16 protein-coding genes and 1 pseudogene are annotated in these 19,531 nt (G+C 56.6%); 7 read left to right on the top strand and 10 right to left on the bottom strand.

Annotated elements, in window-relative coordinates; genetic code table 11:
* Positions 1-140: 140 nt before the first annotated feature.
* The 6 genes and pseudogenes from K5Y35_RS24800 to K5Y35_RS24780 form a co-directional block, all read left to right on the top strand.
* Positions 141-1,769: pseudogene (locus K5Y35_RS24800) on the top strand (ABC transporter permease); the annotation flags it as partial.
* Positions 1,770-2,012: 243 nt separating this feature from the next.
* A complete protein-coding gene (locus K5Y35_RS28340) occupies positions 2,013-2,447 on the top strand; it encodes an FtsX-like permease family protein (protein WP_410055936.1) in 435 nt (144 codons plus the stop codon).
* A complete protein-coding gene (locus tag K5Y35_RS24795; RefSeq protein ID WP_222833223.1) occupies positions 2,437-3,507 on the top strand; it encodes a lipocalin-like domain-containing protein in 1,071 nt (356 codons plus the stop codon). Before K5Y35_RS28340 ends, K5Y35_RS24795 begins: the two co-directional genes overlap by 11 nt.
* Positions 3,508-3,582: 75 nt before the next feature.
* On the top strand, positions 3,583-3,825 hold the full coding sequence (locus K5Y35_RS24790) for a hypothetical protein (protein WP_128614898.1): 243 nt from the start codon (positions 3,583-3,585) through the stop codon (positions 3,823-3,825).
* An 11-nt stretch (positions 3,826-3,836) separates the two neighbouring features.
* Positions 3,837-4,019, top strand: coding sequence for a hypothetical protein (locus K5Y35_RS24785; protein WP_123467528.1), 183 nt, complete (start codon positions 3,837-3,839; stop codon positions 4,017-4,019).
* Between the two features lie 85 nt (positions 4,020-4,104).
* A complete protein-coding gene (locus tag K5Y35_RS24780; protein ID WP_123467530.1) occupies positions 4,105-4,689 on the top strand; it encodes a hypothetical protein in 585 nt (194 codons plus the stop codon).
* A gap of 359 nt (positions 4,690-5,048) precedes the next feature.
* Here K5Y35_RS24780 and K5Y35_RS24775 read toward each other — a convergent pair whose 3' ends face one another.
* Positions 5,049-5,846, bottom strand: a complete 798-nt coding sequence (locus tag K5Y35_RS24775; RefSeq protein ID WP_222834496.1) for a glycosyltransferase family 2 protein — start codon at positions 5,844-5,846, stop codon at positions 5,049-5,051.
* Positions 5,847-6,070: 224 nt separating this feature from the next.
* On the opposite strand from K5Y35_RS24775, the gene K5Y35_RS24770 reads away from it, so the two are divergent.
* Positions 6,071-6,883, top strand: coding sequence for a VanW family protein (locus tag K5Y35_RS24770; RefSeq protein WP_186747319.1), 813 nt, complete (start codon positions 6,071-6,073; stop codon positions 6,881-6,883).
* Positions 6,884-6,921: 38 nt separating this feature from the next.
* Here K5Y35_RS24770 and K5Y35_RS24765 read toward each other — a convergent pair whose 3' ends face one another.
* From K5Y35_RS24765 to K5Y35_RS24725, 9 genes are all read right to left on the bottom strand, one after another.
* Positions 6,922-7,419, bottom strand: a complete 498-nt coding sequence (locus tag K5Y35_RS24765) for a hypothetical protein (RefSeq protein WP_222833222.1) — start codon at positions 7,417-7,419, stop codon at positions 6,922-6,924.
* A gap of 110 nt (positions 7,420-7,529) precedes the next feature.
* The gene (locus K5Y35_RS24760) at positions 7,530-7,949 is read right to left on the bottom strand and encodes a hypothetical protein (RefSeq protein WP_222833221.1); all 420 of its coding nucleotides are present in this window, start codon (positions 7,947-7,949) and stop codon (positions 7,530-7,532) included.
* A gap of 315 nt (positions 7,950-8,264) precedes the next feature.
* Positions 8,265-8,693: an SMI1/KNR4 family protein gene (locus tag K5Y35_RS24755; RefSeq protein ID WP_222833220.1), complete on the bottom strand. Its 429-nt coding sequence runs from the start codon at positions 8,691-8,693 to the stop codon at positions 8,265-8,267.
* Positions 8,694-8,797: 104 nt separating this feature from the next.
* Complete coding sequence (locus tag K5Y35_RS24750) at positions 8,798-9,268, bottom strand: hypothetical protein (RefSeq protein ID WP_222833219.1); 471 nt, start codon at positions 9,266-9,268, stop codon at positions 8,798-8,800.
* On the bottom strand, positions 9,265-14,295 hold the full coding sequence (locus K5Y35_RS24745) for an RHS repeat-associated core domain-containing protein (RefSeq protein ID WP_222833218.1): 5,031 nt from the start codon (positions 14,293-14,295) through the stop codon (positions 9,265-9,267). The genes K5Y35_RS24750 and K5Y35_RS24745 overlap by 4 nt, the downstream gene beginning before the upstream one ends.
* Complete coding sequence (locus K5Y35_RS24740; RefSeq protein ID WP_222833217.1) at positions 14,292-15,032, bottom strand: DUF4123 domain-containing protein; 741 nt, start codon at positions 15,030-15,032, stop codon at positions 14,292-14,294. Before K5Y35_RS24740 ends, K5Y35_RS24745 begins: the two co-directional genes overlap by 4 nt.
* Positions 15,022-17,064: a type VI secretion system tip protein TssI/VgrG gene (gene tssI / locus K5Y35_RS24735; protein ID WP_222833216.1), complete on the bottom strand. Its 2,043-nt coding sequence runs from the start codon at positions 17,062-17,064 to the stop codon at positions 15,022-15,024. Before tssI ends, K5Y35_RS24740 begins: the two co-directional genes overlap by 11 nt.
* A gap of 131 nt (positions 17,065-17,195) precedes the next feature.
* Positions 17,196-17,711: an Hcp family type VI secretion system effector gene (locus K5Y35_RS24730; protein ID WP_007949952.1), complete on the bottom strand. Its 516-nt coding sequence runs from the start codon at positions 17,709-17,711 to the stop codon at positions 17,196-17,198.
* 363 nt (positions 17,712-18,074) lie between these two features.
* Positions 18,075-19,463, bottom strand: a complete 1,389-nt coding sequence (locus K5Y35_RS24725; RefSeq protein ID WP_222833215.1) for a VOC family protein — start codon at positions 19,461-19,463, stop codon at positions 18,075-18,077.
* Between the last annotated feature and the right edge of the window lie 68 nt (positions 19,464-19,531).

The raw sequence follows: 19,531 nt of genomic DNA, 5'->3' as shown, positions 1-19,531 counted from the left end.
GCGCGCTGCTCAGCCATTGGCGGCGGCATCCCGTGCAGTTTTTCAGTGTGCTGACCGGGTTGTGGCTCGCGACCAGTCTGCTGACCGGGGTCGAGGCGCTGAACAGTCAGGCCCGCGACAGTTACGCCCGGGCCAGCCAGATGATCGGTGGCGAACCCCAGGCCAGTCTCGCGACACCGAACGGTGCGACCTTCACGCAGCAATGGTTTGTCGATCTGCGCCGCGACGGCTGGCCGGTTTCGCCGCTGTTGCAGGGGCGACTGGTGCTCAAGGATCACGATAACCAGCGTCTGCAACTGATCGGCATCGAACCGGTGTCACTGCCGGCGGATTCCGCCGTGGCCGGGCAGGCGATGCCGATCGAGCGTATCGTAGCGTTCTTCTCGCCGCCGGGTAGTACGTGGATTTCACCGGAGACGCTGCAGGCCTTGAACCTCAGCGAGGGCGCCACGCCGCAGACCGTCAACGGCCAGACCCTGCCGCCGTTGCACGCGCAACAGGACATGGCCCCGGGTGTGTTGCTGGTGGACATCGGCGTCGCGCAAACCCTGCTCGAACAACCCGGGCAACTGTCGCGGCTGTTATTGCCGAAGGATTTTCACGCCGAGCTGCCGGCGGCGTTCAACGGTCAGTTGCAGCTTAAAAGCAGTGCCGAGGAAAACAATCTGGCGCGCCTGACCGAGAGTTTTCATTTGAATCTCGATGCCTTGGGGTTTCTCTCGTTCGTGGTCGGGCTGTTCATCGTTCACGCGGCCATTGGCCTCGCGCTGGAACAACGGCGTGGACTGCTGCGTACCCTGCGCGCCTGCGGGGTGAGTGCGCGGATGCTGATTGGTAGCCTGATCGTCGAACTGGGTGTGCTGGCCCTGGTCGGCGGGGTGTTCGGGGTCATCAGCGGATACTGGCTGGCGAGTGTGTTGCTTCCGGACGTCGCCGCCAGCCTGCGCGGTCTCTACGGTGCGGAAGTGGCGGGGCAGCTGCGCCTGAGTCCGTGGTGGTGGTTCAGCGGTATCGGCCTGAGCCTGTTCGGCGCATTGTTGGCCGGTGCCAACAGTCTGCTGCGCGCGGCTCGCTTGCCGCTGTTGGCGGTGGCGGAACCGCAGGCCTGGCATCAGCAGCATGCGCGCTGGTTGCGGCGCCAGGGTTGGCTGGCGGCGCTATTGGGCGCGATGGCGTTGCTGGCGCTGGTCTGGGGCGACAGCCTCGGCAGTGGTTTTGCGTTGATGGCCGGGCTGCTGCTTGGCGCCGCGCTGGCGCTGCCGGTGGTGCTGAGCTCGGTGCTCAATCAACTGCTCGGGCGCAGTCGCTCGGTGCTCGGTCAGTGGTTTCTGGCCGACTGTCGCCAGCAACTGCCAGCGCTGAGTCTGGCGCTGATGGCGCTGCTGCTGGCGCTCGCAGCGAACATCGGCGCTGGCAGCATGACCGCCGGTTTTCGCCAGACTTTCAACGACTGGCTCGAACAACGCCTGAGCGCCGAGCTTTATATCAACCCGGTCAATCCGGCGCAGTCCCGCGAGCTGTATAGCTGGCTCAAACAGCAGCCGAACGTCAGCGCCGTACTGCCCAACTGGCAAGTGGCGGTGACCCTGCAAGGCTGGCCGGCGGATGTGTTCGGGACGATTGATCATCCGTATTACCGGCAGCACTGGCCGCTGCTCGACGCGATTGCCGGGGATCCGTGGGCGCACCTGGCGAACGACGACGCGGTGATGCTCAGCGAGCAACTGGCGCGGCGCCTGAGGGTGCGTGCGGGTGAGCATCTGAGCCTGCCGTTCCCGGGCGGAACCTGGTCACCGCGCATCGTCGGGATCTACGCCGACTATGGCAATCCCAGGGGGCACCTGCTGGTCAACAGCAACCATCTGTTGCGGCTGTGGCCGACACTGACGCCGAACCGTTTCAACCTGCGCATCGCGCCGCCCGACATCCCGTCATTTTTGTCGGCGCTGCAAACGCGCTTCCAGATTGATGACAGTCGCATCGTCGATCAGGCGCGGCTCAAGGGGTGGTCGGTGCAAGTATTCGAGCGCACGTTCGCGGCTACGGCGGCGCTCAACAGCCTGACGCTGGCGGTGGCGGGTGTGGCGCTGTTCATCAGCTTGCTGACCCAGAGCCAGAGCCGCCTCGGACAACTGGCGCCGCTGTGGGCGCTGGGTGTGACGCGCCGGCAGTTGATGCTGCTCAACCTCGGCCAGACCTGGCTGCTGGCGGTGCTGACGCTGGTACTGGCGCTGCCGCTGGGAATCGCGCTGGCATGGTGCCTGGATGCGGTGATCAATGTGCAGGCGTTCGGCTGGCGCTTGCCGTTGCGGATCTTTCCGCTGCAACTCCTGCAACTGATGGGGTTGGCGCTGCTGGCGACCTTGCTCGCCTCAGCCTGGCCGCTGTATTCGTTGTACCGCACGCAACCGGCGGACCTGCTGAGGACGTTTGCCCATGAGGATTAACCGGGTGGCGTCGTTGTGCCTGGCATTGCTGCTGGCCGGCTGTGATCAGTCGGCGCCTGAACAAAAGGGCTTTGCCGGGCTCGGCGACCAGGCGGCGCAGTTCACCCCCGTAGTACCCGGGCGGGTGTTCAGCTTCCCGGCCGATCACGGTGCCCATGACGGTTTTCGTATCGAGTGGTGGTACGTCACCGCCAATCTCAAGGACCCGCAGGGCAACGATTTCGGTGTGCAGTGGACGCTGTTTCGCAGCGCTTTGAAGCCCGTGTCGCAGCAACCGGGCTGGGGCAATCAGACGGTCTGGCTCGGCCATGCGGCGGTGACCTCGCCCACCGCGCACCATGCTGCCGAGCGTTACGCCCGGGGCGGCGTGGGGCAGGCCGGGGTGAACGTGGCGCCGTTCGAGGCGTGGATCGATGACTGGCGGTTTGCCAGTCAGGCGCAGGATCCCCTGAGCGATATGCAACTCAGTGCACGCGATCAATCATTCGCCTATCAACTGCACCTCACGTCCAGTCGGCCGCTGGTGTTGCAGGGCGATAATGGCTTCAGCCAGAAATCCGAGCAGGGCCAGGCCTCGTATTACTACAGCCAGCCGTTTTTCCAGGCCAGTGGCACCTTGCAAATCGACGGCCAGATCCACACCGTCAGCGGCCCGGCCTGGCTCGATCGCGAATGGAGCAGTCAGCCGCTGACCGCCAATCAGACCGGCTGGGACTGGTTCTCCCTGCACCTCGACAGCGGTGAACACGTCATGCTTTACCGCATGCGCCAGAAGGACGGCGCGCCATACCTCACCGGCACCTGGATCACCGCCGACGGCCAGGCGCAAACCTTGCGCAGTGAACAAATCGAACTCGTTCCGCAAGACACCGCCAAAGTCGCTGGACGTTCGATGCCGGTGCGCTGGACCATTCGCGTTCCCGACAAGCAACTGGACATCAGCCTGTCGGCGTTGAACCCCAACGCCTGGATGAACCTGCGCATTCCCTATTGGGAAGGGCCGGTGCGGGTCAGCGGCAGCCATGGCGGGCGCGGCTATCTGGAAATGACCGGGTACTGACCGGCGCGCCTGCATTGGATTGAACTCCGTTTCATTTCGCCGCCTCTACACCGTAATACCTGTGGAGGATTGGCCATGAGCGACGACTTGCAACCCCCGGACCTCAGCATTTGGCAGCGCCTTTTCGACGACTCGACCTACTGGCAGCAATCTCCCGACGCTCACTACTTCGATCTGCAACGCATCGCCGACGACCTGCTGGGCCAAGGCGCGATCGATCTGGAGCAATGGCAGATCCTGCGCGCCAAGGCCGATGACCTGCACAAGGATTCCCCCGCGGTCAACGTCACTCGCGAACTCGACGACCCCGAAGCCTGAGGACAATCGCCATGAACCCCGTCAACTCCAGCGAACACCCCGACGAGCCCCGGCCACCAGGAGAAACCGAGCGCGATAACGACGCGTTGCGGCCAACCGATCCCAAACAGCGCCAGAACAGCGGCAAAGGCACACCGAGCGGCGAGTCCACCGCGCAGGACACGGCAAAGCAACAGACGACGGCCAAGCCCTGAACAGCGTCTATGCTCAGGGGCACATTCGGCGCCGAACGCGGTTCGACGCCGGGTGCTGCCATTCATCACAGGGAAAGGATCGTCTATGAAGCTTCATACACTGGCCAAGGCCATCACCCTCGCCACCGTACTGTCCGCCACCAGCTTCGGCGCATTGGCCGCCGATATTCCGTTGTCTGCCACCCTCGAAGCGGATCAGGTCACGACCAAAGTGATCTCCGTTGACGCTGCCAAGCACCAGGTCGTGCTCGAGGGCGCCGAAGGTCGTCAAGTGCATGTCCAGCTCAGCGACAAGGCGAAAAACCTCGCCAATCTCAAGGTCGGCGATCTGGTCAAGGTTGAAGTCCAGCGCTCCGTCGCCGCGTACCTCGACACCGATGTGGATAAAGGTCTGCCTGGCACCGTCGAGCATACCGGCGAGCTGCGTAACGCCCCGGGCAGCGATAATCCGGGCGGTGAAGCGTTCCGTCAGGTTCAGGTACAACTGAAAATCACCAAAATTGATTTGAAGAAAAATCAGGTGACCCTGCAAAACCCGCAAGGTCAATCGAAAATCCTCGACGTGAAAAAGCCTGAAATTCAAGCCAAGCTGAAAGATTTGAAAGAAGGGCAGAGCGTCATCGTCACTTACACCGATATATTAAAAGTGACCAGTCAACACGAAAGTTGAGTATTAACTCTACGACATGACTGCTCTTGTACAGTTTTTGTATTAGAGTAGTCATACTATTAATAGGGTTTAGCGATCCTGAAAGTTTCAAGCAAGAAATCGTCGATAAATATCTGTTAACTTGTTCGTACATAATTTTTACATTGAAGTATGAGGACATAAGCGCCAACTTCTATTAAAATCCAACCCGTTCGCCCAGTGTCAGGGCTCTTTACCGGTGCATGGATTGCCAGGCCATTACACTGGGCGAACACCTCTTCGGAGCGGATGTATACAATTTCTGCAAGCAAAAAGGGCGACTTTGCAGTCGCCCTTTTTTATTGGACTTAAATTAACCTTCACTTGCATCGTCTTCTGGTTTATGCCCTCTGAAGACGCTTGAGGGTGGCCTGATACATCTTCGTGCGCCGGTGGTTTTCCCCGTAGGTACCCGCCGCTGCAACGGTTCCTGCCTGAATGTGATCCAGATAGCTGAAAATCTTGCGCGGCGAGAGGAATTTGATGCCGTAACCCAAGTCGACCATCCGGTCCTGCAGGGTATAACCGGGCACTCGATCATCCATACAAAAGTGCAGGCCTTGAGACTTCATCAAGCGGACATTCCACAACGTGCAGAAACTTTTCAGATGCGTTTCTTTGTAAGGTCTTGGCTGTTTCGAACGCAGGCCCATACGCACTTTCGCTTTACGAACATAGTGCTTGCAGAAGCGCGAAGTTAAACGCCAGGTGTCACGAACAATTCCGCGATTGAGTTGCTCGACACAACCGACTGCGGCCATGTCCGGTGTTTTTGTGCACTCACGCATCATCATGGCAAACACTTCTTTGTCGTAGACAAAGGTGTCGGTGTGCAGCAGAAACAGATAATCGGTGTCGACTTTTTCCAGCGCCAGATCCAGCGCTTTACCGTGCGCAATGTGGCCGGGTTCTTTACCCGGCGAAGGACGTTCGATCAGATTGATCCAGTCAATCGAGCGCAAGTAATCAAGACTGGCATCGGCCGAATCATTGTCCACGACCCACACCGGAATACGCAGCTCCTTGGCATGTGGGTGCAATAACTCAAGACACATCCTGGTGATGTCAGGGGTTTTGTAATTTACCAAGACAAGACTGAAATTCGCTTGTGGCCGGGCTGGTAAATCGAACGCTCTCATATCAGAAGGACTCATCCGCGGTTCATGGGGCGACAGGGGTTTCATGAGACGCGATGGTAGCGACGCAACCTTAGTCGAACCTTAATTTGCAGATTTCCTGAGCGCGGCGAGTGTCTGAAAGCGTTCGATTTGCCTGGAAATGCCACGGGTGCCGGAGATCGTTACACGCTAAAATGCGCGCCCAACGGCTCAAGGAAGCAACGGCAAGCGCCGACGTATCACGGATGAAACCACTTTCCCTCTACCACCCGGCCCTGTACTGGCTGCGCGTGTGGCAAAAAAGACTGTTCCGCCAGATCGCCTGGCGCTGCTCCGGCAAACGCTACGCAAGCCTTCGCGCGCAGGCCGAGCGCCTGCCATTTCGCTACCTCAAACACACCTCGAAACTCATCCGCAAACTCGGCGACTCCGACCTTGTCCTGCAACACAACAAAGTCATCAACCTCAAACTGGCTGTCGCCGCCATCGACGGCGTCATCATCGCCCCCGGCGAACACTTCTCCTTCTGCCGCCTCGTCGGCCGCCCGACACGCGAACGCGGGTATGTGGAAGGCATGGAACTGTCCTTCGGCGAAGCTCGACGCGGGGTGGGCGGTGGCATTTGCCAACTGAGCAACCTGATTCACTGGATGGCGATCCACTCACCGCTGGTAGTGGTTGAACGCTCCAACCACAGCTTCGATCCGTTTCCGGATGAGGGGCGGGTGCTGCCATTCGGGTCCGGGGCGGCGATTTTCTACAACTACGTTGATCTGGTGCTGCACAACCCGACGGATCGGAGCTTTCAGCTGAAGTTGAAGGTGGGGGACACGCAGCTGGAGGGCGAGTTGCTGTGCGATCAGGTACGGGAGTATCGGTATCACGTGTTTCAGGAAGGGCATCGGTTTGTGCGGGAGGGTGCGCGGGTGTACCGGGAGAATGAGATTTGGCGGGAGGTGCGGGAGAAGGGACAGGTGGGGGAATTGGTGGAGAGGGTGAGGTTGTATCGGAATCGGGTGGTGGTTAAGTACGACGTGATGGACGAGTTGATCGGGTAGGGCGCACAAACAGCTTCGCTGACGGTGGCGCCCATTGATCAGTTCCTGAAATAGAGCTCATCCAGTTGGCGTTTGCGTATCGACAGATACTCTTCCCAAATATTGGGGAAGTCTTCATCTTTGGTCAGCGGGAAGGTCAGATAGATGTACCTTCCAACCACACTGATATATTGCCTCGCACGTTTGAAGGCCGGTTGTTCGTAAGCTGCCACGCTTTCGTCGTAGATGTCATGGTAGTGACGGATGCTCACTCGGTGTGGGGCGATCATGCCCCGCGAAAAATCGATCACCCAGCAGCTATCAACGGCTGTGCTCAAATAACCGTAAACACCATCGCTGGATAGACGAATGCACGAGTTTGCCTGGATGCCGTCGTCATCGTTGACCAAAATGATCTGGTCCGCGAAGTAATTGATATTTCTGCCGTCAGGCCCTTGCAGGAGCAAGCTCCAGCCTTCGGCTCCCATACGGAATTCACCGTTGTTATCAAAGGTTGCTGTCCATCCATTGGCTAGAGTGATCTGATGTTTATTCATGAGGACTGGTCAAGTATCGAACGTACGGTGGTGTGAGGTAGTCGCATCAAATATCTTGCTCAAAGGTGTTCGAGGTCAATTAGACAGACTTTGAGTTTTAATCGCTTGATCTAATCATTAAATTTGTATTTTGACAAGAGTTCGTTTTTTATGTCGTAATACTGTCTAAGGAGACGGAATAATTTCCCTATGTTGTTTTTGCTTTTTTCGTCAAGGCTCTCAATTAAGTCGTAATTTTTGTTCGACAGAAAAGCAATTTTGTTTTTAAGTGTGTAGTAAGCGCTTGTGTTTGAAAGCAAGCCTTCTGCATCTGAATAATCTTCTTTTAAGTATTCTGCATATTTTTCAAATAAAGTTGTCAGCAGGTTTTGTGCTGCTTTTTGATGCTTTAAAATTCCGCACATTTCCTGCCAGTTGCTAATGAAGAGATGATCTCCCCAGTCGGAGCCGCGGGCAAAATATTTTCCATTGCCTTTAAAAAAGTCAGATATTTCATGAAGTTCTAAAGCCGTTTCAAAGGTGGTTTTCATTGAGCTTTTTTCCAGTCATCAAGATTTTCAATGACGCTCCGGAGAGAAGGGAGTGGATTTATTTTCAGTTTGTAGAAAATAAATCTGTCTTCTTTTTGTGTCTTGGTGAGACCTGAGCGCGCCTTGCAAGCCGAGGTACATCAACAGGCGCAGGTGTTGGAGTAGATTTGTGGGGATCCCTCAGAATCTGTCCCCTTTTGTCTAACCATCACGCTTTGTAATCATGATCAGTAGAGGACTGATGAAATCCTCCATTGAGGATCAACCACCTCCGATAGGTGACACGATCCTAGGTTGACTATTTTGCGCGTTGTTTTACTCAGTCCACAAATTAACAAAATCATCAAAATTGTTAGCAATTAAGTCGGTTTTACTTGAGTTTGGATCAAATATTTCAACAGCAACCGACGGTGTGTTGAAGTTTAGGCAAATCAGATAACCACCCGCATCCCTTGCTATAGGGATCATTTGTTTGAGAAGCCCTAGAGGTTTTCCCGCACCTGAGTACCATGAGATGGTATACGGCGCCACATCAGGCGAGAAAGAAAAGAATTCGCTTATGCAAGTCACTTCGTTTCCATATGGAAATGAAAGTATCTCTGGAGAGGCTCCATCGGAATATGTGACCAAGTCCAGATATGACTTTGGAAAACTTACGCTAAGTAGTTTTTCCACTTGAGAAATCGTATTGGTATCCACTGAGGATCCCTGCTCAATCCCAAAAGAACTCCAGTCAAATTTCATATCAGGATTCCACAGCGAAAGGGGATAGATTTATTCTTAGCGTGTAGAAAATAAATCTGTCCCCTTTCTTGGTCACCTTTTTACAGTGGGTTCCGTCGAAAGAATTAGAGGCTCTCTATATTGGTTGGGCCGCCGTCATCAATGAGTTTTCTCATGCGGCGATTATAGAGTTCAAGGTCTTGAACGTCATTGTTGGCTTCGATTGTTTTTCTCAGAAAGGTCATGATATGTGAAATTTTCTGTTTCTCACTATCAGCAGCATCGCGTACAAGATCAAATCCATCTTTTGACAAGAAAGGATATTTATTTCTTAGGTAATAATAGCAGCCAATGTTTTCAAGCAGGTCGCTGGCGTCATTTTTTGTAAACTCAACCGAGTTTAAGTATACGCTAAATGCACTCCTCAATATTTCGATCGAGCTTTCTAGCGATTTTAAATAGCCGCATAGTCCTTGCCAATTGATGATATGCAACTGGGTTCCCCAGTCGGGGTCTCTTGTGAAATATTGGCCATTACCTCTGAAGTAGTCAGGGAGTTCATTCTTTTTCAAAGCTATTTCAAAGTTGGTTGTCATTGAAGTTGTTCCCAGTCGTCAAATTGGCTTAGAAGCTTATTCATGTCGGCGCCGTGGTCGATTTTTTCAGAGCCAATAAGAGCTGCCTCTTTTGTGCCGCTCTTCGTCTCACCTCCAGGAACCCATTCTTTAGGATAAGCGCCTGCTTCATTTCCATTTGGTATTTCGTATTTGAATCGTGAATCGTCAGGTTTTATTTTTACTAAATAAATTTTAGCTGATGATAGATCGTTCGAGCCGAGATTTAGTTCTCGGTTTAGAACTTCCCAGTCTCCACCACTCGCTTTGAATTTCGCTACCACACTATCCATTTCAGAGGGTAAGCCTACAAATTTTCTAGGAGGAAATGTCGGATAGGAAGATCGCTCAATCCACTGATCAATAACAACAAATGAACCACCCTGCTGCCTAAAAGCTTCTTCGTGAAGGTTTACATATTGCTCTGGTAAATACTCGCGTGCACTCCCAGGGCGATTGCCTCGTTCTAAATTGATAACTTCATCATAGTCAGATTGAGTCATCGGAATTCGATCAGGTTTTGTTGCATTTGCGGTATTGCTTGGGGCTTTGCAATCTGCTCCAGGGCAGTTGTCTAACCCCAGAGGATCCACCCACCCCGTAGGGTTAGGCACATACTGATAGTTGTTCAACCCACCCGCAAGCTTGATCGGATCCGGCGTCAAAAACCGCCCGGTGCTTGGATTGTAGTAGCGGTGCCTATTGTAATGTAGCCCCGTCTCCGCATCGAAATACTGACCCTGGAAGCGCAGAGGGTTGTCGATTTCGGCGACGTCCAAGGCTGCCAGGTTGCCATAGGCACGGTATTTCGCCGACCACATGATTTCGCCGCTGTAGTCGGTAAGTTCCTGAGGTGTACCGAGGTGGTCGAGTTGGTAATAGAACGGCGTCGCCTTCAGCGGGCCTTCGCCATCGAGCATCGCCAATGGGCGGAAGCTGCCTGGCTCGTAGATGTAGGTGCGATAGCGATTCTCAGCGCTTTCGGCGATCAGGCGTTCACCTTGCCAGAGAAACTCGGTGGTCTGGCCATCGACGGTCTTCTCTATGCGACGGCCAAAGGCGTCGTACTTGTAGCTTGCGGTGCTGCCACCGGGCAAGGTGACGCCAATCAAGCGATGCTGGCAGTCGTAGCGGTATTCGGTGACCAGTTGCTGTCCGGTACCACGGCGTTCCCGGGCCAGATTGCCGTAGGCGTCGTAGTCGTAATGCCGGTCGCCTTGCATAAGCAGGCGATTACCTTTGACGTTGGCGAGGTTCGCAGTTGGCAGATCGTTTTGACCGAGCAAGTTGCCGGCTGGGTCATGAGCGAAGGTTTCGGGGGTGGCGCCGCGAACGCTGACCAGACGATCCAGTGGGTCGTAGTGATAGCTGCGGTTTCCTTTGCGACTGTCATCGATGCCGGCCAGGTTGCCGTTTGCATCGTAGGCGTAGCGGCGATGGAACAGATTGCGGTCCTGCTGACCTACGGTGTGCGCTTGAAGCCTTCCCTGTTCGTCGTACTGGTATTGGCTAAGCAGTACGCCTTGTTGACGCTGCTGTTCGCGGCCCGCGTTGAACTGGTGCGTAGTCAGACGTGAGCCGTTGAGGTCGATGCTGCTCAGCCGACCGCCGGAGAGGTGGCGGTAATCGAGTGTACTGCCATCAGGGAGTCGGCATTGGCTTAGTTGGCCGACGCTATCGTACTCGTAACGCGTGGTGCCCCAGCCTTGGTGCTCAGTGATCAGGCGATCTTGTACGTCGTACTCATAGGCGAGGGGCCAGTGGCCGTCGTCGACGTTTACCAGGCGACCCAACGCATCGTAGCTGTAATGGATTTCTTCGCCATCGGGCAGGGTTTTGACCAGCAGGCGACCAGAGGCATCGCGCTGATACTCGGTCACCAGCTCACTGCCGTCGTCACCGTATTCGGTTTTCTTCAGCAGTTTGCCGTTGAGGTCGTACTCGTAGGCGGTACGGCGTCCGTCGAAACCGGTTTCCTGTTGGATCAGCCCGTTCGAGTAGTAATCCAGCTGATAGTGTTCGCCGCGTTCGTTTTCGATGTCGGTGAGCAGTAGACGCGAATTATCGTAGCGATAGCGCAGTTGGCTGCCGTTCGGGTTGATGCGACGGCTGACTAGATGCAGGTTATCGGCATACTCGTAACGGGTTACGCGGCCCAGTTCGTCGCGTTCTGCAGTGACGCGGCCGTATGGGTTGTAGGTGAACGCACGGGTAGCGCCGCCGGGCAGGGTGATCTGTGCCAGACGGTTAGCCGCATCCCACTGGTAGTGGGTGATTGCACCCGTTTCAGCCTGACGTGTGATCTGGCGACCGAGCGCATCGTAGCGGTACTTGCGCTGACCGCCGTCCGGCAGGCGCTCCTCCAGCAATTGGCCGAGGTTGTTCCACCCCAGTTGGTGGCGGCTGCCGTCGGGATGGCGGATCTCCAGCAGGCGTCCTTGGCGATCATAGGCGTAATGCGTAGAGTTGCCATCCGGGTCGACTTGTTCAGTGATGTCACCCTGGTCGTTACGCCAGTAGATCCATTTGGCGTTACCACGATTTACGACACGGACAAACCCGTTGTAGTACTCGTAGGTGGTCGGTGCGTCTTCCGGTGGGATCACCGCGACCAATCGACCAGCTTCGTTGTACTGATATTCCGTGACCGCCCCCATCGGGTCTTTTTCGGCGATCAGTCGGCCTTTGTCGTCATAGGCCTTTAGATGTTCTGCACCGTCCGGATCAACTTTGGCGACGAGTCGAGCCTTGTCATCGTGGGTATAAACCTCTTCGCTGCCATCGGCGTTGGTAACGGTGACGCTGCCTTTGTCATCCCACGCATAGTGCGCATCCATCTGAGAGAAACTGGCCCAGTGATGGATGCAACGTGCAGACTTGCCTTCCTTTTCCCACTCCCAGTAAAAGCTTGCGCCCCCGGCGAGTTGCCGCTCAAGAATGACGTTTTGCTCGTTGTAGGCATAACGCTCGGACTCTCCCAGAGCGTTTGTGGCTTTGATCAACCGATGGTGACCATCGTATTCATAGGTGGTCAGCGTCTGAACGGTGTTCCAGGCGTCTTCGAGATTGTCCGCCGGAATGAATTGCTGATAGTCGATGGCGACAATGTGCTTGCGATCGTAACGGACAAGCAGCGCACGACCAGCACCGTTATCCACGCGCTTGATTCGACCATGGATGTCACGGGTGATCTGCAGGCGATTAGCGTAGTTGTCGCTGATGGCGATCAGCGTCGCGCCTTTACTGTTGAAACGGAAGTGATAGAACAGCGGCTTTTCGCCGGCCTGAGTCAGTATGAGTTCGGAGGGATCTTCGCCAATGAAGATAGCGGCTTCCGAAAGGCTATTGGTGATTGCCGGGCGTTGTACGCTGGGCAGGGGAAATGTGGTGACCCGGTTTTCGTGATCGGTCCACACGACCTCGTCGCCATTGATGGCCACCCGTTGAGCGAGGGCGTGGCTCCAGCCATAGCCTAGACCGCAGTCGATTTCAGCCGCGCTGGTTCGGTAGAGTCGAGTCCAACTGAATGGCAGCAGGCCACCGAGTTCACCGTCGGTAATGGTTAGCAGCTCTTCACCGGTAACCATCGAGACCGGGCAGCCGTTGGTGCAGGTCTTCTTCGCGCAAGTGGCGCTTTTGTCATCGGGTGTCTTGGACTGATCAGGAACGTCGTCGACTTTTTCTTTGGGTTGCAGAGTGGACTGGTTCTTTTTCTTGTCCCTTGGGAACGAAGAGGCGTCTTTGACTTCCTGTTTCGGAGTATCTGCAGTTTTAGGCAGTTGTTTTGTGGGAGACAGTCCCTCTAGTTGGCTCTTGGGTTCAGCCTTGCGCGAGCCAGCTTTTGGCGCTTCAGTGGTAGCTTCATCGATTTTCAGCGCTGCGGTTTTGGCAGGCTTCATCGGCACATTCTTGGCGCTGGCGATGATTGGTTTCGACACTTCCGCATGGGCGGGCAGGGCATGTTTGTTGCTGAGTGTCATCAAGGTAGACGCGAGGTCTTCAAGATACTTGATGGCTTCTCCGGATTTGACGGTGGAGAGGACTTTGGTGCCCGCTCTCACGGCCAGTCCGGCGCCACCTGTCAGGCAGATGCCCACCAGTACGTTGATCAGGAATTCCGAGGCGATGGCAGTCATCACGTCGACAACAACCTGCGGCGGTAGCATGCCGACCCAAGCAACAATGGCGGAGACGTAGATGAACATCAGCGGCTCGTCGCTGAGGATCAACAGCCCTGAAGCAATCGACTCCTTGGAGGCTGCATAGAGTTTGTCGATCTCGACGTCCGACAGGTACTTTTTCAGCTTTTCGTAATTTTTCCTCGGATTGGCGAGTAGCTCGAACAAGCTTTTGATGTCATCCCACAGCTGCAACAGAGCCTTTTCAAACCCCTCCAGGGCGCGTTTGAGCAAAATCACCGAACGTCCGGCGCGATCGGCTGCAGAGTAACTGGCCCATTGCGGCTGAAACTTGCTTGACCATTCGCTCTGCAACCAGCCATCAAGCTTGCTGATAACGCCTTGATAGGAGTTATAGAGCGCTTTGACGTCATTCTGGGATACGTTGGGGAAAAACGTAATGCGATAGGTCTGGCCCTTCTTGGCCCCCTCGATCACTTTGATACCGCTCGGGCCGATCATGGTTTCGATGACCGGGCCGGTAACGTCGTCGTAAAAGGTACCTTTGGTGACTGGCTCAAGTTTTACCGGCGTATTGCCAATCGGCACGAAGCGCGCCGACTCGAACATATGAATCAGCGTGAAGTCACCTACCAACGGGCAAGTGGCATAGGTCTTTACCGCACCTGTTTCGGTTTTCCGTTCAGTGATGCTGACTTCGTTGCCGACCTTGAAGGTCTGGTCGACGTCCAGCGCCCAGCCAGTCCAGAAACCGTCCGCCCATTCCTTGTAATCACTCAGGCAGTTTTTGAAGTCTTTGAGGATCAGGTTCACGTCAGGCGCTTTGGCGTCCAGCACACGCAGGACCAGGGTACCAATCGGGGTATTCATGACGTGACTTCCTTTGTCAGCTCTGCGGCGAGACGCTCTGCCATATCTTCTGTGTTTGGGTTCTGGCGCACGAAGCGCTCAACCTTTCTGCGCAAGTTGGCTTCGGGGAATTCGAAGTACAATTCTGGGCAATCTTCTGATAGCCACTGCATCAGGTTCTCGACGACGGTGGTGTGGTCCTTCTTCGCGAGAGCATCCAATAGCGTTTGGGGAATATCCCACCAGGGCCACTCTTTTGCGGGAGGTACTGCTCTTCTGCCGACTTCGAGCGTCTGTCCGTTAATCAGGTAGCGTTGGAAAACCGGCAGTAATTCACCTGCCGTAGCACCTAACCCTTCGATGATCGGATGAAAATGTCGACCATCCCAGAACCTGAAAAACACTTCAGTAGCGTCTGGCATTTTTACCTGGGTCAGGCTGCGCAAATGCTCCAGCACCGTTTCCGGCGCGCTGGTGGATACCGCTAGCCAACCCCAATCCAGTGCATCGGTTTCAGTAATCCATTGCAAAAAACTGGCATTGGGGCTGATCTCGGCGAGATACGGCATTACGGGAAGCCAATCGGCGTAAGGCGTTCCACTCCAAATAGGCTGCAGTTGTGGTGCGGCATCTTGCTGATAGAAGGGCTTGAGCGGCTCGGCATCGCTCGCCGCACTGATGACCAAATACAGGCGCTCGCCACTACGCAACGGCTGTTGTGCCAGCCAGTCCTTGGGCGTAATTCGATCAGATGGCACAGGCACCTGCCTTGCATTTTTCGCATTCTTCGCAGAACGGCGCGTTGCGTTTGAGGGTGTTGATCTGGGCCGGGGTCAGGACTTGGCCGGCCTTGTCGGCGTCGGCTTGTTTGAGGATGCCGGGCATCAGCGGGGCGGCGCCGGTGCCGCTGCCGGGGCTGCCGCCGGAGTTCATGTTGATCACCGGGCCGCTCATGGTCACGCCGCCGGCGTCGATCTTGATGAAGCTGCCGCCGCCGATCAGGGTCAGTTCGCTGCCGGCTTCCATCACCACTTTCATGCCGCTGCTGAGGTGGATTTCCTGGCCCGCGTCGATGAACTGGCCGGTGCCGATCTTGATGTGCTGATTCACGCCTACGGTGAGGTGGTCGTTGGCGCGGGCTTCGACTTTACGATCGGCATAAACCGTGTGGTGTTCTTCGGCCTTGAACTCGCTGTAGCTGTTCTTTTCGACGGTGTCGTGGCGTTCGTTGCCGACGCGGATTTTCTGGTCGTGCTCGATGTTCTCGTCCCAGTCGCGCTGGGCGTGCAGGTAGATCTGCTCCTGACCTTTTTTGTCTTCGATGCGCAGTTCGTTGTAGCCGCCTCCGCCCATCGAGCTGAGGGTCTTGAAGGTGCTGCGGGTCTTGTTCGCCGGCAGCGCGTACGGGACGGTGTTTTCCTTGTGGTACAGGCAGCCGCTGATCAGCGGTTGATCGGGGTCGCCTTCAAGGAAGGTGACCAGCACTTCCATGCCGATGCGCGGGATGGCGATGCCGCCGTACTGGGCGCCGGCCCAGGCGCTGGAGACGCGCAGCCAGCAACTGGTCTTGTCGTCGGCCTGGCCTTCGCGGTCCCAGTGGAACTGGACTTTGACGCGGCCGTACTGGTCGCAATGGATCTCTTCGCCTTTCGGGCCGGTGACCACGGCGCTCTGGCTGCCGAGGATGCGCGGTTTCGGGTGGCGCAGCGGTGGGCGGTTGGGCACGTCCCACGGGGTCGCCTGGAAGCGGTTGCGGTAGCCCTGGTGGAAATCGTCTTTGAGTGCGGTGGTGTCGCTGGTCACCGACTCTTCGAGCACTTGCGGTTGCTTACCTTCATGCAGGACTTCGGTGAGCAGCCACAGGTCGTTCCACTTGGCCTTCGGGTGCTCGGTCAGGGCGAGGAAATGGCCGCTGACCAGCAGTGGCTGATCGCTCTTGCCTTCGGCGAGCTGAAAGTCGCTGCGGTGACGTTCGAGGGCGCGTTTGGCCAAGTGCTTGCCGCGCTCGCGGTCGATGAAACGACCGGGATAGTCGTAGTCTTCGAGGTCGGGCAGGGCGTCGCCGCGGTTTTCGCTTTCGAGGGTGATGCGTGGTTTTTCGAAGTCGTAGTCGCGGCGGGTGGTGCGGCTGGTGCGGGTTTCCAGGCGCAGGTCGAAACGCTTGATCACCGGGTTGCTGGCGACCATGCCGGAGTCTTGCTGGTAGGCCACAGGCTTGAGTTTCGGGAACACCGTCTGGTCATCGCCGAAGACGAGCTTGTGCGCCGTGGCGCTGTGCTGGAAGTGGTAGTGAATACCTTCTTCCTCGCACAGGCGCTGGATGAAATGCAGGTCCGATTCATCGTATTGCACGCAGTAGATGCGCTCGGGATAGATTGAACCGGTCTTGAATTCGTAGGCGTTGCTTTGAATGCCGTGCTCTTCGAGGACCATGCCGATGATTTTCGGCACGCTGAGGTTCTGGAAGATGCGCTGGTTGACGCGATGCGCCAGGTACGACAGTTGCGGGCGCAGGGTCACCGAATAACGGGTCAGGCGTTTGCCGGAATCGCCCTGGGCGGCGCGATAGATCTGGCCGTGAATGCCGCTGCCATCGGGCGACAGTTGCAGGAAGGCCGGTTTGTGCAGCAGGGTTTCGAGGTCCAGCGACGGCTGCTCACTGACCAGCTCCACCTCGAACACAAAAGGCTGGCTGATGGCTTCCCGGCCGGTCAGGGTAAATACCTGAAAATCGGCAGAGAGCCCTTCGATGGTCAGGGCAAAGTGGGTTTCATTGGCCGGCGCGAACATCCCTTGTTCCTCGTGCTGTACAGCGGCGCTCGTCGACGACCGCAAAGCGGCTCAACGTACGCGAAATTCTGGAGGGGCGTAAACAACATCGACCAGCAGGGCTGGTCGATGCTTGTAACGATCAGCCGTAATTAAACGACTGGAGCACGCCAGTCATCGGAACCCGAAGTACCGGATACTTCGTGGGTCCAGGTGATTTTGCGGTAGGTGAACTGCACTTCTTCCAGGTGGGTGAAGTGCGCGTTGCCTGGATCCTGGCAGTTGTGCATTTTGTTGTTGATGGCGACGATGATCGCGTCTTCCAGTTTGGTGGTGTAGTAGTGCTCTTGAGTACCTTGAGCAGAAGTGCGGTACCACTGGATAACGATTTCGCTCATGCGCTCGCCGGAGGTCAGAGCGGCTTGCAGCAGAGGCGAAGCCTTGTCGTAGACCTTGGTGATCACAACTGGCTTGTGAACGCGCTGACCGGTTGGCTGACCGGATTGTGGGTCACGCGGGATGATCACGTCGTGGGTGAAAGCCTGAACCATAACCTGGTCTTCGTGGCCTTCCTGGTAGGTGTTGCCAACGGAGTCGGCGGTGAAAGCGCCGGCAGTGATCAGGCCTTGTTTTTCGCCGGTAACCGACATGTACGCTGGTGTTGCCATGGGGTGCTCTCCTTGCGGAATAATTTAAGGTGCCCGGGAGGCGAAATCGCCCGGTGGGTGCCTGAGTGTTATCAAGGAGCGTGCCAGGTTTTGCGAGACCCCCGGAGGCTCGGGGTGAAAACGCTTTGGTCGGCGATTTTGGAGGCGTTCTACGAGCGGGGGGGCGCAAAAGTGCGCAAGAAGTTGCGCAGTACTGCGCAACTTCTTGCGCACTCGTCCACAGCCCTTGTAGATCAAGGGCTGTAGCGAGATCGGCCGCGAAAAATCCCCCGTCAGTGCGCAACTTCTTGCGCAGTTAGGATTACGCTGAATCGCTCTGGCGCGAAGGGATAAACCCTCTCACCACAAGATTTTTCCGGGTACTCAGATCAGCTTCACAGCCAGCGCTTTCTCGCAATCCTCGAGCGAACGCTGCTGCGTCTCGGCATACAACCCCAACTCATCAAGGGTCGAACGCCCTAGCGCCTGCTCGAAAGCCTGGCGATTGGAGTGTTCGCGGTAGTGTGCCTGCGCGGCATCACCGAGGTTCGACTGAAAAATCCCCGCCGCGCTCACCGGCAAGAAATCTTCGTACACCAGCGGCTCCGCTTTCACATAGTCCTCGCGCAGCAAATCCTCCAGTGAAACCTCGCCCAGCCCGCTCGCCGCCAGGCCTTTTGCCGTCGGGAAATAACGAAAGTACGCCAGCCCCTGTTCACGCATGCCCGCGACGCTGTCAGGAAATTCGGCAAAGTGCCGGGTCATCAGCGCGTTGTAGCGTGCGGCATTGCCTTCGTTGGGGAAGTCACCCAGTTCATCGCGGGCGGCATTCAACAAGCGGTCGTACAGTGCGCGCCCCTTGGGTGTCAGCGCCGCGCCACGCTGTTCGATTTCGCCGAAGCGCGCGCTGTGGCTGCCACGGGTTTCAGGCTGGTCGGTGAAGGCGATCGGCTCATCCAGCGCCTTGAAACTGGTCTGGCGCAGCAGGATCGGGCACTGCCGCCGTGGCGGACCTTCGATCACCGCTTTGGGCGTGATGCCATGCGCCGGCATTTGTGCCTGGACGATGTCGATGTCCAGGGTGCGCGGCGTCAGGTGATTGATGTGCGGACCTTTGAACGCCACCACGTCGGCGATCAAGCGGTGCTGGGCGCTCAGCGTCTGGTACTGCGCGGCGCTGACGGTGGCACTGTGGTGCCAGCGAAAAGTCTCCAAAGCCTGCAGGACAAATTCCTCGGCCTGCGTTGCGTTCAAGCCACCGGCGGTTTCCGCAAGCTCGATCAACTGCAAGGCCGCCGCCGTGAAGATCGAACGCTTGGCCAGCACCGATTCGGCGAAGGCGCGCAACGCAGGATCCTCAATCAACTCCAGGCGCAATAACGAGGTAAATACCCGAAACGGACTGACCTGCAGCGCCTCTTCATGCACCGCACGAAACGCCGTGGAATGCACGGGCACCCCCGCTGGCGTCAGGTCGTAATAACCCACCGGTTGCATGCCCATCACCGCAAACAGGCGGGCGAGGGTGGCCAGTTCGCTGGCGGTGCCAACGCGAATGGCGCCATGGCGCTCCATGTCCAGCCGTTCGATTTCACCGCTACTGTTGAGCTGCCGGGCGATGTCCGGCTGACGTGCAAGCACATCGCGATTGGTCTGCTCCACCAGTTCCATCAGCGCGCCGTACAGCGGCACTTCTTTGCGGTACATGTCGGACATCGCTTTGGAGAAGCGTTGGCGGATCAGGTCGGGGCTGATGAACGGCTGCACGGTCATGAAAAAAATTCCTGCCACGGTCACGGAATGGATGAGGGAAAAGATCGCAGCCTTCTCGCACGCGGGCA

Source organism: Pseudomonas sp. SC3(2021), assembly GCF_019856535.1.
Lineage (GTDB): Bacteria > Pseudomonadota > Gammaproteobacteria > Pseudomonadales > Pseudomonadaceae > Aquipseudomonas > Aquipseudomonas monsensis.
This window is presented reverse-complemented; position numbering and strand designations above follow the sequence as displayed.

Bases quoted from the DNA above. Each gene is read 5' to 3' on its own strand.
- tssI (WP_222833216.1), bottom strand. From the start codon at position 17,064: ATGTTCGCGCCGGCCAATGAAACCCACTTTGCCCTGACCATCGAAGGG.
- K5Y35_RS24770 (WP_186747319.1), top strand. From the start codon at position 6,071: ATGAAACCACTTTCCCTCTACCACCCGGCCCTGTACTGGCTGCGCGTG.
- K5Y35_RS24755 (WP_222833220.1), bottom strand. From the start codon at position 8,693: ATGAAATTTGACTGGAGTTCTTTTGGGATTGAGCAGGGATCCTCAGTG.
- K5Y35_RS24780 (WP_123467530.1), top strand. From the start codon at position 4,105: ATGAAGCTTCATACACTGGCCAAGGCCATCACCCTCGCCACCGTACTG.
- K5Y35_RS24725 (WP_222833215.1), bottom strand. From the start codon at position 19,463: ATGACCGTGCAGCCGTTCATCAGCCCCGACCTGATCCGCCAACGCTTC.
- K5Y35_RS24765 (WP_222833222.1), bottom strand. From the start codon at position 7,419: ATGAATAAACATCAGATCACTCTAGCCAATGGATGGACAGCAACCTTT.
- K5Y35_RS24760 (WP_222833221.1), bottom strand. From the start codon at position 7,949: ATGAAAACCACCTTTGAAACGGCTTTAGAACTTCATGAAATATCTGAC.
- K5Y35_RS24730 (WP_007949952.1), bottom strand. From the start codon at position 17,711: ATGGCAACACCAGCGTACATGTCGGTTACCGGCGAAAAACAAGGCCTG.
- K5Y35_RS24795 (WP_222833223.1), top strand. From the start codon at position 2,437: ATGAGGATTAACCGGGTGGCGTCGTTGTGCCTGGCATTGCTGCTGGCC.
- K5Y35_RS24785 (WP_123467528.1), top strand. From the start codon at position 3,837: ATGAACCCCGTCAACTCCAGCGAACACCCCGACGAGCCCCGGCCACCA.
- K5Y35_RS24745 (WP_222833218.1), bottom strand. From the start codon at position 14,295: ATGAATACCCCGATTGGTACCCTGGTCCTGCGTGTGCTGGACGCCAAA.
- K5Y35_RS24750 (WP_222833219.1), bottom strand. From the start codon at position 9,268: ATGACAACCAACTTTGAAATAGCTTTGAAAAAGAATGAACTCCCTGAC.
- K5Y35_RS24790 (WP_128614898.1), top strand. From the start codon at position 3,583: ATGAGCGACGACTTGCAACCCCCGGACCTCAGCATTTGGCAGCGCCTT.
- K5Y35_RS24775 (WP_222834496.1), bottom strand. From the start codon at position 5,846: ATGAGAGCGTTCGATTTACCAGCCCGGCCACAAGCGAATTTCAGTCTT.